The sequence below is a fragment of the Chryseobacterium gossypii genome (assembly GCF_041361455.1).
Taxonomy (GTDB): Bacteria; Bacteroidota; Bacteroidia; order Flavobacteriales; family Weeksellaceae; genus Chryseobacterium; species Chryseobacterium gossypii.
Map to the genome: position 1 here is coordinate 53,418 of NZ_JBGCUR010000019.1, position 16,491 is coordinate 69,908.

The following is a 16,491-nucleotide window of genomic DNA, read 5'->3' on the forward strand; positions in this document are numbered from 1 at the left end:
TATTAGATGTTACAAATTTAATGATTTGGAATAAGGCTTAAAAATTTATCATTGATTTCTGATTAAAAAAGCCATTCCAAAGTTACTGGAATGGCTCTAAAGGATATTTTTGTAAATTATTTTATAATTTCAGCATCAATTACCTTTGTATTACCGGATTTGTATTTCTGTTCGGCCTCCCAAAGCAAAAATTTGTCAACCTCCTTGATCAGTTTCGGGATCGCTAAGGACAGGATCGCCAGATCATCCAGCACTCCTATGACCGGTACTGCAACTTCCGGGAGCAGATCGATAGGGGAGATCACATATAAAAGACCAAGCAAAGGCAAAATAATGTCAATGGATTTCATTGGATAAAGTCCTTTCCTCCACATTTTTATCATTCTGAAAATGTCAGGGATCTTTTTTACAAACCCTTTATGATTGATAGCTTGTTTGGCCAGATTTAATTTTGAATATTTCATTTTGTGTTTGGATTAATAATTTTTTTCAACGATACAAATTTCACAAATTCCATACCAAAAAGATATAAAATTAGTTAAAAGTTATTTCGTTACGGTGTCTATAAAACGGTGTACAGAATCCGTATTCCAGTCTTTGTAAGCATCCTCTTTCAGAAGAATCCTTCCGTTTTTATCTAAAAGGAAGGTGGTAGGAAACACCTTTGGCAGCAATTTTTCAGAAATCGGGCTTTGGGCGATATAAACAGGGACATTATAATTATTTTCCTGTAAAAATTTTCTTACCGCCTCCTCCTGGTCATTCATTGCAATGAGTACAAAATTGACCTTATCTTTTCTGGAATCATATAGTTTCTGGATGGTAGGCCATTCTTTTCTGCATGGAGGACACCACGTTCCCCAAAAGTTCAGAAAAATGGTCTTATCCTTAAGATGTTTAAGATTGGTATCCGGGGCATTGATCCCCTGAAGGTCAATATCATAATCCTCAGGATTTATCGTAACGGCATTTTCAATGGTTGCCACCGGGAAAAACTGATTTTTCAGAAGGTCTTTCACCCCCGGAATAAAGGCGATAGCTCCAATAATGACGATCAGCACAATAAAAATGATGTTCTTTTTCATAATAATTCTAAAATCTCCTGTATGGCATCTTTGCCTCTGTTTTTGGCATAATAAATCTGCAGATCATTGTAAAAATTGTCTTTGGGATAAGCTTCCGGATCAGCTTTGTATTTCATTAAGAGGTCGTATCCGTATTTGGGGCGGGGTCCCCAGGAATTTTTCACGTTGAAACCGTTGTCCAGGATAATTACTTTGGGAATAGATTCAGTGCCGTTGGTTAAAAACTGGTTGATCAGGGTTTTATCACTATCCCGCAAAAAGATTCTTACATCGTTTCTGCCTTCAAAAAATTTTACCAGAGCAGGAACGGTAGCGCTTGCATCACCACACCATGCCTCGGAAATGATCAATATTTTCCCGTCAAAATTTTTAGATTCAAGCTCTTTCAGCTGAGCTTCATCGGGAATGTATTTTTTTAAGGTTCTGTCCATTCTCTGAAGGCCCAGCTCATAATAATGCTTATAATCTATGTCCTTTTGGCTTTCAGGATTTTGTATTCTCTGCTTTCCGATTTCAACATATTCTTCAAAAGAGATTGATTTATCCCAGTAATTTTTCATTACTAAAAAAGTATTAAAAGTTGTTTAAATTTCTTGTTTTGTTGATGAGGAATAGATCTGCCAGTACAAAAGCGGCAAGGCTTTCCACAACCGGTACGGCCCTCGGAACTACACACGGATCATGTCTTCCCTTGCCTTCAACTGTTACGGGATTTCCTTCCCTGTCAATGCTTTCCTGAGGTCTTAGGATAGTAGCGACCGGCTTGAAGGCTACACGGAAATAAATATCCATTCCATTTGAGATCCCACCCTGGATCCCTCCTGAAAGATTAGATTGCGTTGTAAAATCCGGATTGAAAAGGTCGTTATGTTCCTTTCCTGTCATTTTAGCCCCGCAGAAGCCGCTGCCGTATTCAAATCCTTTACAGGCATTGATGTTGAGCATTGCTTTTGCAAGCTCAGCCTGAAGCTTGGAAAAAACGGGCTCGCCGATCCCCACAGGCACATTCCTGATCACACAGGTAATCGTTCCGCCGATCGTGTTACCTTCCTTTTTTATTTCCTTGATCCTGGAAATCATTTTTTGGGCGGTTTCCGGATCCGGGCAACGAACCTCATTGCTTTCTGTCTTTGAAAAATCCAGAGCCTGATACGGTTTTTCGCAGAAAATATCACCTACGGAAGAAACATACGCATTGATCTGAATATCTGAAAGGAGCTGCTTTGCAAGCGCACCGGCCACTACCCAGTTCATGGTCTCCCGGGCCGAAGACTTTCCGCCTCCCCGATAATCTCTTACCCCGAACTTTTGATCATAGGTGAAATCTGCGTGGCTCGGGCGGTAGGCATTCGCAATATGATCATAATCCTTTGATTTCTGATTTTCATTCTCAATAATAAAACCGATCGGAGTACCCGTGGTTTTTCCTTCAAAGATTCCGGAAAGAAACTTTACGGTATCACTTTCTTTTCTTTGGGTAACAATGGCGGACTGTCCCGGTTTCCTCCGGTCCAGTTCATATTGAACTTTATCGAAATCTACCTTTAAACCCGCCGGGAAATTATTGATTATTCCACCATAAGCCACTCCGTGGCTTTCTCCAAATGTTGTAAGACTGAGAAGATTACCTAATGTATTGAACATGTTACAAAATTACCGTTTTTTATTCAGATAATAAAGTTTCGGTATCAATCCCGATCATGAATCTTTTCAATGATATGGATCACTTTTTGAGCCTGTTTTTTCTCTTGCGGGGACATTTTTTTCCAGATAAATCCTTCCCTGATGTTTTCCTGATCGGCATATTGCGGGAAAATTCCTGCTTCTATATCATCAAAGACATAACCCAGTGAAATTGCGGGAAGTGCAGTGTCAAAATTGTAGGGATAATTTTTAGAAACATTGAATTTCAGGTTTCCAACGGTAAACGTATCGAATTGGTGATATTCATAGGTGGAAGGAATATACAGCTGTTTTTTTTCAAATTTGCCCATAATGCTTCCGAGCCTGAAACTCGGCAGATATTCCCGGACGATGCTGGGAAAGGTCAACAGGCTGATGAATAATACGCTCAATACGGTGAAAATAAGGAATGGCTTCCGTTCTGTAAAGCAATAGAAACCCAATATGAAAAAGATGGCGAAGAAAACATCAATAAAAAACCTGTACTGCGCTGAAAAAAGCAAAACCAATATACTTTTTAACAGAAGTGAGATACAGATCAGCGTGACGATTTTATTTTTTTTAATCAAAGCAAAAATGATAAAAGCAGCGAGGCTTAATACGAAAAAAATATTGATAAAAGATTTAATCCCGTCTAAGAACAGCCAGTTTTTAATGTAATGGTACCAGCTAAATTCCTGTATCTGCTGATAGGAGTACTGCATATCATAGGTTTTCTGAATAGCATACCGGGAGGATATTTCCATGGTTTCCGGATTGGGTTTCCAGGGAACTCCCAAATCAATAGCGGGAACGGGAAAAACCGGATACCCGAAGGTCCAGATATTTTTGAAAAAGAATAAAAGCAAAAGGGAAGTCCCGAAGAGGAAGCTTTTAGGATTCGCTTTTATGATAAAAACAGAGTACAGGAAACTTAAAACCGGGAGCCAGATGAGTGTGGGCTTAATGGTAAAAGCAAAAACAGACAGGCCAATAAGTAAGGAAGCTTTCTTGTTGCCGGATACTATTTCATTGAGGATGATCATGGAAAAAATAATTACCGGCAGATCCGGGCTTGGAGCTTGTGAAAATAACAGTAAAAAGGGAAGGAGACATAACTGGATCCAGCTTCTCCGCTCAATGATGTACAGGGCATAAATGATAAGCAGTGTGGCATTGGATCTTAGAAAAGGATCAGAGAAACCGGAAAACCCCGCCTGGAAAATATGCCATGCAGAGGTCTGTCCCAGGGTGAGATCAAGATTTGCAATTCCTTTGATGATCCCATGTTCAGTAAGCCATTTTATGGTAGGAACATAGTATCCGAAATGATCTAAAATAAAAGGAGGAAAGGAGCTGCAATAGAGAACGATCAGAATAATACTCCCGATCAAAAGCTTATCTTTTTTTGAGAACCGGTATATTTCATTGTAAAGCCGTTCTTTGAAAAAAAAGAACAGACCTGAGATCAGTACGGGGATCTCTGTATATATATTTAAAGGGATAAAAAATGCAGCAATGGTCCATAATAAGCTTATCCCTAATACTCCTGACAGGGCTTTTCCTGAAATACCATCCAGTAAAGGACCTGCCAGACTTTCCACTATTTTCCCAAAGCCTGCCAGGGCCGGAATAACAAGAAGTAAAGTAAAGAAAATATAAACCATAAAAAAAGATTGCCTAAAAATAAGCAATCTTTTACTGTTATCGTGAAATTATTAATTACCTGGGCTGAACCCTGCCGTCTTTTCTGTCCTGTGATCTTCCGATGGTGTATCCTGTGGCTCCTCCCACAACACCTCCAATGACAGCGCCGAGTCCTCTGTTTTTCTTACTGATGATGGCTCCTGCAGCGGCACCTCCTACGGTACCGATAATCGTACCCTTGGCTGCCTTACTCATCCCTTTTTTCTGGGTAGTACCCTGAGAAGCAGAAGTTCCATTGTCTGCATAGGTTCCCTGTGAGCCGGAATTTGACGTTCCGTCCCTGTAAATCGTTCTTGTTTCTCTTATTACCTGTGGTCTTGAATTATTGGAAGTGGCAGCTTTGGCTTTCTGAGATTCAGCAATGCTATCTGCTTTTTTCTGGGCTTCATATGCCATTTTTTCTTTTTCAATAGCTAGCTTCTGCTTTTCTATTTCAAGTTGCCTCATCTGAAATTCAATTTTCTGCTGATCTAAGGATTTTTCAGCTACCTGATCATCTTTCTTACAGGCTGTCATCAAAAAAAATGATGAAAAACCGACTAATATTATACGTTTCATAATTCAAATTTTAAAAAAGTTTTAACCTATGGCTGCAACTCTTTATAATATTTTCAATTATGAAGCCAAATTTAAGTTAATTAATGTTAAAAAATGTGAAAAAGTATTAAAAAGTAATGGGTGATACCGGAATACCCGAACATTTTAGGCATGGAATTTGTGTTTTTAAATAGTATCTTCTAAAACTGATATTTCTGTAAGAAATTTCATCTGCCCCCGCAAGCCGGGGGTATTTATTTTCTGAACCTCGTGATGTGTTTCGACTACCGGATATATATTACGAAAATATAATCAATAGATTATGATTGCGCTCATATAATTACAATTTATAAGTGTCTAATTTTGAATCAACATTGAAAGATCAAATCACTAAAAAATAAATATATGAAAAAGTTAATGCTATTAATGATCGGACTAGGCTTTTTTGCGGTAAGCTGCAAAAAGCAGGAAGTACAAAATGATACCACCTCTATGAGTGACTCAGCCAATACAAGTACAATGTCTGATACAGCAATGACAACAGGTACAGCACCAATGGATACCACAGCGAGTGTAAGAGACAGCAGTATGAACAGAACGAACACAACCACGAATACTGGCAATACCAACAATACAGGTACTACTCCGGCTAATTCATCAAACTCTACTCAATCAAGAGCAGATTCAACCAGAAGATAAACACTTTTTTAGACCCCATATATCCCCTTCCATTATCTTAAACTCCTCTTCCCAAGAGGAGTTTTCTTTTTATCTGTACGAGTAGGTATATTGCGGACTAATCAATAATATGCAGATATAACGGATATGACCATAGTCATAAAGTATTCTGTCTGTATAGATTTATCTTTGTAATGGAATTAATTGATAAATAATTATTCTGATATAAAATTTTTCATCATTTGTGTTTATGGTCTTCTTTATGAAGGCCTTATTTTTATATCGGATCAGTCCGGGCTTATCCCACAATATGCGGATATTGAGTCCGGAATGTATTTACACCACTTCACTATAATATATTTAATTCCTTATCCTCAGCTCCAGGGCTGGGGATTTTTGATATCAGAGGCCACCTTTTGTTCGTTGGCGGACTTACTTCATTTAATGATGAATTAATTTTCCTATATGATTCCGGTCATATACGGAGGGAGTATGAAATGGTATTTTTGATAAAGAAAATCAATCCATTTATATTTTCATCTTTATTTTCTTAAAACGACAGAAACTTCCCTGAAAAGGGAAGTTTTTTGTAAATCATATGATCCTGCCGATTTTAAGGAGCTGTAATCTGATCTATGGTGAAAAATGCCTTGGTTGTATTGCAGGTACCGCCCGGACAGGTAGTGGCATTTCCTGCGCTTCCTGGTGTAGAAGAACCCATCATGTAGTATAGCTTATAGAATGTTTTATCATTCCCGTCATTGGTTGTCCATGAGTAGATCCGTTGTTCAGGCATTCCTCCTGCATAAGTTTCGGGATCTCCCCAGTACGGATTGGTGGATGCTGTTTGAATCCTTGCTCCCGTGGTGGCATCAATGAGGCCTGAAGAGGAAGTAGCATTGTCTCCGGCCCATGCTCCTGCCGGTAATCTCAATTGATTTTGCTGATATCCTCCTGCTCCTCCCCAGAGATAATGTCCGTTAGAAATAATTTCTACGGGAGAAGTAGTGTTATTTCTTATCTGTAGATTTACTTGTGAAAATGCGGTTCCGGTGGGGATGAATGTTCTGACAGAAAATTTTCCGTCCGGAGTTGTTATGGATAGTGCGTACCCGGCTCTTCCATTCTCCGTTGTGGCCGTTAGCGGGCCCATCACTGCAATGTTTTCAACGTTGGCAATGGGGCCGTTTCCACCTCCTCCATTCGATGATGAGGAGTTGAATACCCTCCATTCCGTACCGTTCCAGAAATAATATCCTGATGGAAGCACCGGTCCTGTATTATAAATAAGGAGCCCTGTAGCATTGGGAGCGCTGCCTAACTGCATTGTTGCGGAAGAAAGACTGATCCTTGGCCCCAATATTCCTTTATTGGCCGAATTGATATCTAAAATGGCAGAGGTGTCAGGAGTGGTTGTACCTATCCCTACACTGCCATCTGAGGTAACGGCAAAATCATTAGACTGTTGTGCGGCTGATGGCGCTCCAGTTAATGGGTTGTCTTTAGCACCGTCTACATGGAAAGAAGCCTGAGGGTTTGTGGTATTAATACCTACCTGTGCAGATAAAGACCAAAAAAGTGTTAACGCGATTACTGTGAATGATTTGTTTTTCATAATATATTAGTTTTGGTATTGTTTTTTGCTTAGGTATTGTAAACTTAATAACATTTGACATAATTAGCAAACATTGAAGTGGGATTTTTAGTTAAAATTAATATATAATTAAATTTGTATCGTATTGATTTCATGTTAGTTGTATTGAAGTCATCGAAGAGGTTCCCTAAAAAACGTTTTAAAATCTAATGCCGTTAATATTAGTGAAACTTAGCTTCCGATATTATGAGTTGCGTCATATGAGTATGGAAAATATACTGATATCTTTGGATACCTAACTATCACTATCTTCATTTTATTCTTTTCTCAAACTCCTCTAAACCGGGGAGTTTTTATATGAGCGAATTATGTCAGTATAACCAGAGGGAACGACTGTGTAAGAAATACGAAACAATGGTGTAAATGCCTGACGGGTGATCCGGTGGTTTTGCCGGAATAATTTTGAAAACGTTTTTTAATCAGTATAATTTACTTTCAGCAGCAAATGGTCCGGAAATATGATTAATAGTATATCTTACCATTTTCAATTTTCAAGATATCTTCCTTTTCCATTTTTTTAACGGTTCTGATCACAGTCTCAATACGAAGTCCCGTTAGATTGGCAATCTGTTTTCTGGTTAATGGAACCTGATAGGAATAAGGCGATTTGTCAGAATTATAATCTTTATAATAATCCATTATGGTCTTGATCTTAAATGAAGGATCCGGAGATGAAATATTAAAGAGCATTATATATTTGTAATATAACCTGTCCGCCAGGCACCGGAACATATTGAATGTGGTTTCGGGGTTTTGGCTCAGCAGGGAATAAAATTCTGCTTTTGTCAATTTTAATATCGTACATTCATTTTTTGCAACTGCATTCATCGGATAAGCCTTATCATTAAATAATAAAGATTCACCGAAGCATTGTCCATCCATAAGGATATTCTGTGTAAATTCTTTTCCGTCTTCGTGGTAATTGCTGAGCTCTACAGTTCCTTTTACGATCTGGAAATAAAATTTGGGCAGGCTTCCCGCACGGAAAATAATCTCGTCGGCTTTGTAATTTTCATACTTGGCACCGTATTCTAAAAGTAGATTTTCATCAATAATCATTACATCAATTATTATGGTTAAACAATGAATATTCCGGCCATTAAATCGGGTTCACTAATGCAAATAATAAGCCGTACTTATAATAAATTGAATTTTGTGGTATCTAAAGTATAAATGTTTATTATTAAGTTTATTTTATTTTTTAATTGATAAGATACTTTAGAAATAAGAAATGCTATAAAAATGTTAAATAAAAGGAAATGGTTGTCCGGGTGTAAAGTTGATATTATATTTACCCTTCTTACAATTTCATACATGAATATCCTGATCACCATTCCTTTATTGCTGTCCGGAGCCTGTTTGTATGGGCAGAATAGTAATGACTATACCATGATCTATACGAAGACTTTTTTGGAGACTTCACAGAAAGACTTTAATAAGGCTTTAAAAATAGCAGATTCATTATATGCCACATCTGAAACGCCATACTTCCGGGCCAAGAGCTTAATGTTGTCCGCTACCCTGTACCAGCAGGCAGGAGATTTTAAAAAATCCATAGAGTATGCGCTGCAGTCTGAAAAGATCATTAAGGATACGGATAACACGATATGGAAGGCAAGGGTATATGGCTTTCTGGCGACCCAATACCGCTTTTTAAATCTTTATAATAAATCCAAAGAATATACAGATATGGCTTATGATATGGCTAAAGATATTACGGACCCGGATATTGCTGATAACACGAAAGGATTGATAATGCAGGAAATGGCCTATTATGATATTGAACACAGAAATTATGTGGAAGCCATAGATAAGCTTAATGAAGCAAAATCCTATATCAGGCATACCAATCCGTTTTTTGAAGCCCATAATGAGCAGCTTTTGGGATTGAATTACTACCATCTCCGGAAGCCGGAAGAAGCTTTGGTACATTATCAGAACGCTATTGAACTGTCTGAAAAGTTGCCTGAGAACTACCTTACCGGCCTTATACATAATGGGCTGGCCAATGTTTATATGCAAAAAAATGAACTGAAAAAGGCAAAGGAGCATCTGGAGATTGCACAAAGAATTTCAGATCATTCCAATTACCTGGCACTGAAGAATGAGGTTTACGGAACTTCTAAAAAGTATTATATGATGATGAAAAACATTAAGCAGTATTCGGAAGCTAAAGAAAAGCAGGATAGCGTAGGACAGATCATCTCGGAAAGAGCAGGGTCTTATATAAATGAATCCTATACCGAGCTGGAGAAGCAGAATGCTGTAATCCGGAAGAGAAATTCCATTAAAGATATATTGATCGCGGTAGCAGGGGTATTTGCAGCCGGTGGTGTGACCTATTTTATAATTTACAGAAAAAGACAGAAAAAGAATATCGATAAATTCAGAAAAATATTGGAAGAACGGGAGCAAAATCCGGATGTAATAACGGAGAGCGGCAGTATTCCCGGCAGGAGTGAGGATTCCGGAGCTGATGATATTCCGATGATGCTTCCTGAAACAGAAGAAAAAATATTGGCCAAACTGGAAGAGTTCGAGAAGGCAGATCTGTATACAAGTAATAATATGTCTCTTTCTTATTTAGCCATCTATTGTGAAACCAATACCAAATACCTGTCCCATATCATAAACAAATACAAGAACAAGGATTTTAACAATTATGTGAATGAGCTAAGGATCGATTTCATTATAGCTAAACTCCGGACCGAACCCAGATACAGGAATTATAAGATTGCCACATTGGCAGAAGAGGCAGGCTTTTCATCACCAAATAAATTTTCTACAGTTTTCAAGAAAACAACCTCAATGTCACCCTCATTATTTATAAAGTACATGGAACAAAACACTTCCATAACATAAATAAGACTTATCATTTTCATGATAATGATACAACATATCCTTTTACACCCCCATTTTTCCGGATATCTTTGCGGCATTGTTTGAAAAGGGTAATTACAGCCAAAAGAATAAATTTCGGTTTTTTCTTTTTTACTTGTAATTACGCTGGCAGGAGACAGGCTGTTATCCGGTCCGGCCATAGCCGGCAGGGGTGATCAGAAAATAACGATTCAAGAAACACAGCTCAATGCAGATAATCCCTCTATTCTGCTTTAGAGTAATTATTCCGATGAATTATGAAACTATTGCTGTACCACCATTTCACATAACAGGTACGGCAATGTATGATCGGTAAAATGAATATGCTTATCCTCCTGTACGGTTTTGCTTATAAAATGATTAATGATATAGTAGTTAGTGAAAAGAATTATTGGGTCTATAGAATGTTAGTAATTTTATTTTAGTTACCATGTTGATAGTTAATTCCTACATCCTTAATATCAATATTCTATGAAAACTCAATAGTTTTACAACTTCTAAAGTTGCCTCTCCGCATGGAGAGGTTTTTTATTTACGGCTGCGGACAGTAACTTGTATGCATGAACGATTCCGGAAGGATAGTTTATCAGAATAATGTCATTAAAAATTCCAGTAATGACATAGATTATTATATTTGCCAAAAATATATCCGGAGACAAAAAATGATGCATACTTCAGAATCACACAGGCTCATTTCCATGACCCAATTTGTATTGGAATATTATTCACATGAAGGATATGCGGATCTTCATACCCTTGAATTGATGAATAATTATGCCAATTTCCTGAAAAAAACCTTAACTCTTGGAATGCTGGTTCCGATAGATCCGGAAGGAAATATCTTGAAAGAACCCAGGAATTACAGCATATGGAAAGAGCTGAAGCACAATAACGGAGAAGGAGACGTAACGGCCGGCTTTGAACAGCACAGAATATATCAGCTGGCAGAAAGAAGACTTCTGTTTGAGGGGTTTAAGATAGCTTATAACGGTTATTCAGTTGTGAGGGTAGTGGCTGCCTATAATGAGAATATTGAATTGTCTTTCAGAAAAAATGATTTAATGTCTGCTTCATTCAGTGATATAGAATCCCTTACCGGATTTAATGAAATCTACCTGACACCTTCCGCCTTAAAGATTATCGGGATAAAAACGGATATTTAATATTCAATTTCCAATGTCCGATGTGATCAGCTTTTAGAGCCGGAAATAAAAAACCTCTAAAAATCCAAAAGATAATTAGAGGTTGAGGTACCTAGAGTACCCGAATAAATAAATTCTATTCTGCTTAAAAATATTTTAAAAACATCTATATGAACTGTTTTATAGGGATTTATAATTGTACTGAATTGCAATAAATCTCATTGAATGTTAATTTAGTTGGAATTATTTTGTATATTTGAATTGTTCAAAATATCAAAAATGGCAACCGTTAAATTCCGTGTTTTGCATAAGTCGGACAATGCACAGATATATTTACGTCTCTCGATCAGTATGGAAAATACGGTCAAATTGACCACCTAATTACGGAGTAAATTGACCACCACTTTCCGGTTCAAAATGACCACCTATCATTTGGGTTAGATTGAGATAAAAAACTACTTGATTTTTTCATGATGTTAGCGTCATACATTCGTTAAAAAAAGCGGATTATGGCAAATAAAATAACAGACATGAGTAAAATAGAAAAGTCATAAAATTCTATAACAGCGGAAAGAGCAAGTTATTTATAAGCAGCTATTTATCCCTTTCCAGAAATACCGTAAAAAAAACATCTCATTATATAAGATTCTAGGCTTGAGCCCTGATGCGATCAATGAGAAGACAGATGCTGAGCTGGAACTTTTGTTTTCCAATAACACGGTTCCGTCCATCAACCCCAAACTACAATCCCTGTACGATTTTTTTCCCAAGATGGAACGTGAGCTCAAAAAGGTAGGGATCACTATACATCATATGTGGGAGCAGTATCTTGTACTGCATCCTGATGGTTTTCAGAGTTCACAGTTCCGTTATCATTACAAGATTTGGGGCAAACGTGTGAACCCGGTGATGCATATGAATCACAAATCCGGTGATAAGATGTATGTCGATTATACAGGAAAAACACTCTCCATTATTGATAAGGAAAGCGGGGAGCTTAAAGAAGTTCAGTTTTTTGTAGCTATTCTGGGAGCAAGCCAATACACGTATGCTGAAGCCTCTATGAGCCAGCAGAAGGAAGATTTTGTACGTTCTGTAGAAAATGCCATCCGTTTTTTTGAAGGTACACCGGCAGCGATCGTTCCTGATAACTTAAAACCTGCTGTAGTCAAAAGCAGCCGTTTTGAACCCACCATCAATGAGACCCTTGCCGATCTGGCTGAACATTATGAAACGACCATCTTGTCTGCCAGGGCTTACAAGCCGAGAGATAAATCTTTGGTAGAGGGCGCGGTCAAGATCCTGTACAGAAGGATCTACACCAACCTTCAACAGGGACCCTGCGGTGTGGATGAACTAAATCGTGAGATCCGGGACCTGTTGGACTCTCATAACAAACGCAAGCTCACAGGACATCCGTACTCCTGCTACGAGATGTTCCTAGAGGATGAGAAGCAGCAGCAGCGCCCACTGCCTGAGCGTCGTTTTGAGATCAGGTACCAATCCTTTGCAACAGTGATGCAGAATGGGCACGTACAGTTGAGCCGGGATAAGAACTACTATAGTGTTCCGTACCAGTATATCAAGAAGAAGATCAAGATCCTATACACATCTTCCACCGTGGAGATCTACTACAAATACAACAGGATCGCAATGCACCGACGCAATTACAAGCCTTATGTCTACACAACCATTACAGAACATTTAGCCAGCACCCACCAGTTCGTGGCCGGATGGAGCGCTTTCCGCTTTATCGATTGGGCCAAGAATATTGACACTGCAGTGGAAGAATACATCCTCCAAATTATCGACAGTCGGAATCATCCCGAGCAGGCTTACAAAAGCTGCCTGGGGATCTTGAACTTCGAAAAAAAAGTAGGCAGAGAACGATTGATTGGTGCCTGTAAACGGGCATTGGATTTTAAGCTCTACAGCTTTAAGACCATACAGAAGATATTGGAGAACAATCTGGATCAGATGATCGATCCGGAAAAAGAAGAAAAGGAGCAGGAACTGCCTGATCACGTTAATATCAGAGGAAAACAATACTATCATTAAATATCAACAGTTATGAACGAACCGACAGTGAGCAAAATGAAGCAAATGAAGCTTTACGGCATGCACAATGCTTTTAAGACCGCTATTGAGAGCGGAAGGACAGACCATTATACCCTCGACCAGTTTATATCGATGCTCGTCGATGCCGAATGGGATGAAAGACACAACAGACACATAGAGCGAAGCATTAAAAATGCTAAGTTCCATTACAAGTCCAGTATTGAAAGTGTCAACTTCGATGACACCCGCAATCTTGACCGTAATCTGGTAATGCGTCTTGCAGGATGTGAGTTCGTAGAGAAAAATGAGAACATCCTGATCACAGGAAGTACAGGCGTGGGTAAAAGTTACCTAGGAACTGCGTTGGGCTACCAGGCCTGTATCGAAGGCTTCAAGGTCAATTATTTTAATACTTCCAAGCTGTTTGCCAAATTAAAAATGGCAAAAGCAGACGGGTCATACCTGCGCTAACTAGCAAAAATACAAAGACAGGATGTGATCATCCTTGATGATTTTGGCCTTCAGGCTTTGGACAGTGCCAACAGGATAACTCTTCTGGAGATCATAGAAGACCGTCACAACAACGGCTCCATCATTGTAACATCACAGATCCCGGTGCAGGGATGGTATGACATTATTGGTGAAAAGACCATTGCTGATGCTATTCTGGACAGACTTATCCATCAGTCTCACCGCCTGGAACTTCAGGGGGAATCTATGAGGAAAAAGAGAGGAGTTAACAGGGAGTAATTAATTATTATATTTGAATATTAATTGACACATGAAAAACAAGAGTTTTTATCAAAATTAAGGGTGGTCAATTTAATCCGAAATGACATGGTCATTTTGAACCGGAAAGTGGTGGTCAATATCACTGGAATTTACAAAATAAATTGTATTTTGTAGACGAAAGAAAATTTTTCGAAGGATGAAATTACCTATTGAATTGGAAGACCAATATGCAAGAGAAATTCTATACAATACTTGTCTGGAATACCTTCCCGGGGAAGAATGGAAGGTAATTCAGGGTATTGAAAATTATGCAATCTCTAATCTTGGGCGAGTGAAAAGCCTTGAACGATGGACACCAATGGCAAACGGAGGGAAGCGTAAAGATAAAGAAAGTATTATGAAATTAAGTTTTGTAAAATATTCCAATAATTACCTTCAACGTACCTTCTATAATGTATTTTGCGGATTTTCTTTAAACGGCAAAAGGTTCCGTCGATCCGTTGCTCGCTTAGTATATTACCATTTTGTTGAAAAGTTTAATATGGACGATCATTCTGTCGTCATTTCGTATAGAGATAATAATTCTCTTCATCTGAACTATAAAAATTTAGAACTGCTTTCCATCAGTGAATTAAATCTTAAAAAATTTCGTGAAGACAGGGCTAGCCATGCTAAACAAGCAGTTAGCCAATATACGGTGGATGGTAAGCTTATTGCTCATTTTGAAAGCATTAGTGCCGCTTTTAAAGTTTCAGGAGTCAATCCAGGCGGTATTCTGTCCGTATTACAAAAGGTAAGCTTTACAGCAGGAGGCTTTCGATGGTTTTCAAGGGACTATATACCCTCAAAAAAAGATTTCTTAGCAACACCAGTAAATAAGACGTTGAATTTTAAGGGAACCCTTAATATTTCTTTATGGGAGAAACTGGGGAAACCCGCTATTGACATCAACCATCCGCCAGCTTGTATGAATCTTTCAGTTGCAAGCCTTCCGGGGGAACATTGGAAAGAGATACCGGATTTTGAAGGACAATATATAATCTCTAGTAAAGGAAGGGTGAAGCGAAAAAGTGGATGGGCTTTTGGCAGCAACAAAACTTTTGTTGGAGAACAGATCATGGCTTTAAATATTGGAAACCTTAAAAGCAAGAACATCCACCTCAATGTAAGTTTAAGAAAGCAGGGTCGGGAAATCAATATAGCAGTTGTACGCTTAGTTTATTATTGTTTTGTGCAGGAATTTGATCTTAAAGACAGGAGAATTGTTATCAATAATCTAAATGAGCCGAAATGGGATATAGACATCTCAAAGCTCTCACTTAATCCTATTTATTCTTTGACCCATCCAAACAAAAAATGATAAATAATCACCTCACTCGAATTTACTCCTATCTCTTCGGGTGTGAGAAGTCATTAAAAATCTCATATTTTGTCTGTAAAAAATTATTTTTTAAAAAGATTCTCTATCAGTTTATTTTGAGATTCTATAAGCTTTGTAAGTTGTTCTTGATTTTTCAATATGCTTTCTGCAATTTCAGGTGCTTGCATATTGAATACCGGGTTATATTGATTAATTGTACCCGCACTGGATAAGTCACTGAATTTATTATTTGATATATTAACCTGAATACCATCATTTAACAGCTCATTAATATCTACATCCAATTCCTTTGCAATTTTATTCAACAGCAGTGAATTTGGAATGTTTTTATCAGATTCTATACTGGAAATGGTACTTTGTGCCACATCCAAACGTAATGCTAATTCATCCTGAGAAAGACCTCTTATCTCTCTAAGTCTTTTTACTTTAGTACCTATACTCATAATATCAATATTTTGTTCAAAAATAACAAAATACCGATGATATAGAAAGAAAATTTACTTTATGTTTGCCAAGATATATTTCACTGATTGTAGACAAGTTGTATTTTTCAGATCATGATCAAGTCCAAAAAATTTAATACGACATGATTTGTCGCCTTTCGGTTGTAGCTTTGCTTCAGAGTACAAACAAAATTATTAAGGAATGAAAAATTGTAACAAAAAAATAATATGAATGGAAACACAGATGGATTCAGTATAAACAGCACTTCAGTAAAACTATGGTTAAAATATGGGGTTTTCCCCATACCAAGAATTAAAAAATACTTTTAAATTCGCGCAATAAATTAAACAGGTATGAAAAAAAATTACACTATTGCACTCTTTTTAAGTGCATTTCTGGGCATTTCCGCTCAGGAAACTAATGTACTCTGGCAGAAAGACATCAAGTCTTCGACCCAGGATTTCCTTTCACAGGTAACCACTACCATAGACCAGCAATACTTAATTACGGGAAGCTCCATTCAAAGCAGTA

14 protein-coding genes and 1 pseudogene are annotated in these 16,491 nt (G+C 37.9%); 6 read left to right on the forward strand and 9 right to left on the reverse strand.

Annotation, left to right across the window (positions count from 1 at the left end; genetic code table 11):
* Nucleotides 1-116 precede the first annotated feature (116 nt).
* From ABMQ40_RS11405 to ABMQ40_RS11430, 6 genes are all read right to left on the reverse strand, one after another.
* Nucleotides 117-464 carry a YkvA family protein gene (locus tag ABMQ40_RS11405; protein ID WP_370899653.1) on the reverse strand — a complete coding sequence of 116 codons (348 nt, stop codon included), beginning with the start codon at nucleotides 462-464 and terminating at the stop codon, nucleotides 117-119.
* Between the two features lie 81 nt (nucleotides 465-545).
* Entirely contained in the window at nucleotides 546-1,085 is a 540-nt protein-coding gene (locus ABMQ40_RS11410; RefSeq protein WP_370899655.1) for a TlpA family protein disulfide reductase, read from the reverse strand.
* A complete protein-coding gene (locus ABMQ40_RS11415) occupies nucleotides 1,082-1,645 on the reverse strand; it encodes a thioredoxin family protein (protein ID WP_370899657.1) in 564 nt (187 codons plus the stop codon). The genes ABMQ40_RS11410 and ABMQ40_RS11415 overlap by 4 nt, the downstream gene beginning before the upstream one ends.
* 13 nt (nucleotides 1,646-1,658) lie before the next feature.
* Nucleotides 1,659-2,729 carry a chorismate synthase gene (gene aroC, locus ABMQ40_RS11420; protein WP_370899659.1) on the reverse strand — a complete coding sequence of 357 codons (1,071 nt, stop codon included), beginning with the start codon at nucleotides 2,727-2,729 and terminating at the stop codon, nucleotides 1,659-1,661.
* A 44-nt stretch (nucleotides 2,730-2,773) separates the two neighbouring features.
* Nucleotides 2,774-4,414: an LIC_10190 family membrane protein gene (locus ABMQ40_RS11425; protein WP_370899661.1), complete on the reverse strand. Its 1,641-nt coding sequence runs from the start codon at nucleotides 4,412-4,414 to the stop codon at nucleotides 2,774-2,776.
* A gap of 55 nt (nucleotides 4,415-4,469) precedes the next feature.
* Nucleotides 4,470-5,012 (reverse strand): YMGG-like glycine zipper-containing protein, encoded by a 543-nt coding sequence (locus ABMQ40_RS11430; RefSeq protein ID WP_370899663.1) that lies wholly within the window; start codon nucleotides 5,010-5,012, stop codon nucleotides 4,470-4,472.
* A 384-nt stretch (nucleotides 5,013-5,396) separates the two neighbouring features.
* Here ABMQ40_RS11430 and ABMQ40_RS11435 point away from each other — a divergent pair, with 384 nt between their 5' ends.
* A complete protein-coding gene (locus ABMQ40_RS11435; RefSeq protein WP_370899665.1) occupies nucleotides 5,397-5,690 on the forward strand; it encodes a hypothetical protein in 294 nt (97 codons plus the stop codon).
* Between the two features lie 592 nt (nucleotides 5,691-6,282).
* On the opposite strand, the gene ABMQ40_RS11440 is transcribed toward ABMQ40_RS11435, so the two are convergent.
* Nucleotides 6,283-7,284: a phage tail-like protein gene (locus ABMQ40_RS11440; RefSeq protein ID WP_370899666.1), complete on the reverse strand. Its 1,002-nt coding sequence runs from the start codon at nucleotides 7,282-7,284 to the stop codon at nucleotides 6,283-6,285.
* A gap of 501 nt (nucleotides 7,285-7,785) precedes the next feature.
* Nucleotides 7,786-8,382, reverse strand: a complete 597-nt coding sequence (locus tag ABMQ40_RS11445) for a Crp/Fnr family transcriptional regulator (protein ID WP_370899668.1) — start codon at nucleotides 8,380-8,382, stop codon at nucleotides 7,786-7,788.
* Between the two features lie 255 nt (nucleotides 8,383-8,637).
* Here ABMQ40_RS11445 and ABMQ40_RS11450 point away from each other — a divergent pair, with 255 nt between their 5' ends.
* The 5 genes and pseudogenes from ABMQ40_RS11450 (at nucleotide 8,638) to ABMQ40_RS11470 (ending at nucleotide 15,495) form a co-directional block, all read left to right on the forward strand.
* Complete coding sequence (locus ABMQ40_RS11450) at nucleotides 8,638-10,185, forward strand: tetratricopeptide repeat protein (protein WP_370899670.1); 1,548 nt, start codon at nucleotides 8,638-8,640, stop codon at nucleotides 10,183-10,185.
* 578 nt (nucleotides 10,186-10,763) lie between these two features.
* Entirely contained in the window at nucleotides 10,764-11,366 is a 603-nt protein-coding gene (locus ABMQ40_RS11455; RefSeq protein WP_370899672.1) for a hypothetical protein, read from the forward strand.
* Nucleotides 11,367-11,999: 633 nt separating this feature from the next.
* Nucleotides 12,000-13,403: an IS21 family transposase gene (gene istA, locus ABMQ40_RS11460; RefSeq protein WP_370899674.1), complete on the forward strand. Its 1,404-nt coding sequence runs from the start codon at nucleotides 12,000-12,002 to the stop codon at nucleotides 13,401-13,403.
* 12 nt (nucleotides 13,404-13,415) lie between these two features.
* Nucleotides 13,416-14,153 (forward strand): annotated as a pseudogene (istB, locus tag ABMQ40_RS11465) (IS21-like element helper ATPase IstB).
* 178 nt (nucleotides 14,154-14,331) lie between these two features.
* Nucleotides 14,332-15,495 (forward strand): NUMOD4 domain-containing protein, encoded by a 1,164-nt coding sequence (locus ABMQ40_RS11470; protein WP_370899676.1) that lies wholly within the window; start codon nucleotides 14,332-14,334, stop codon nucleotides 15,493-15,495.
* An 83-nt stretch (nucleotides 15,496-15,578) separates the two neighbouring features.
* On the opposite strand, the gene ABMQ40_RS11475 is transcribed toward ABMQ40_RS11470, so the two are convergent.
* Entirely contained in the window at nucleotides 15,579-15,959 is a 381-nt protein-coding gene (locus ABMQ40_RS11475; protein WP_370899678.1) for a helix-turn-helix domain-containing protein, read from the reverse strand.
* Nucleotides 15,960-16,491 lie beyond the last annotated feature (532 nt).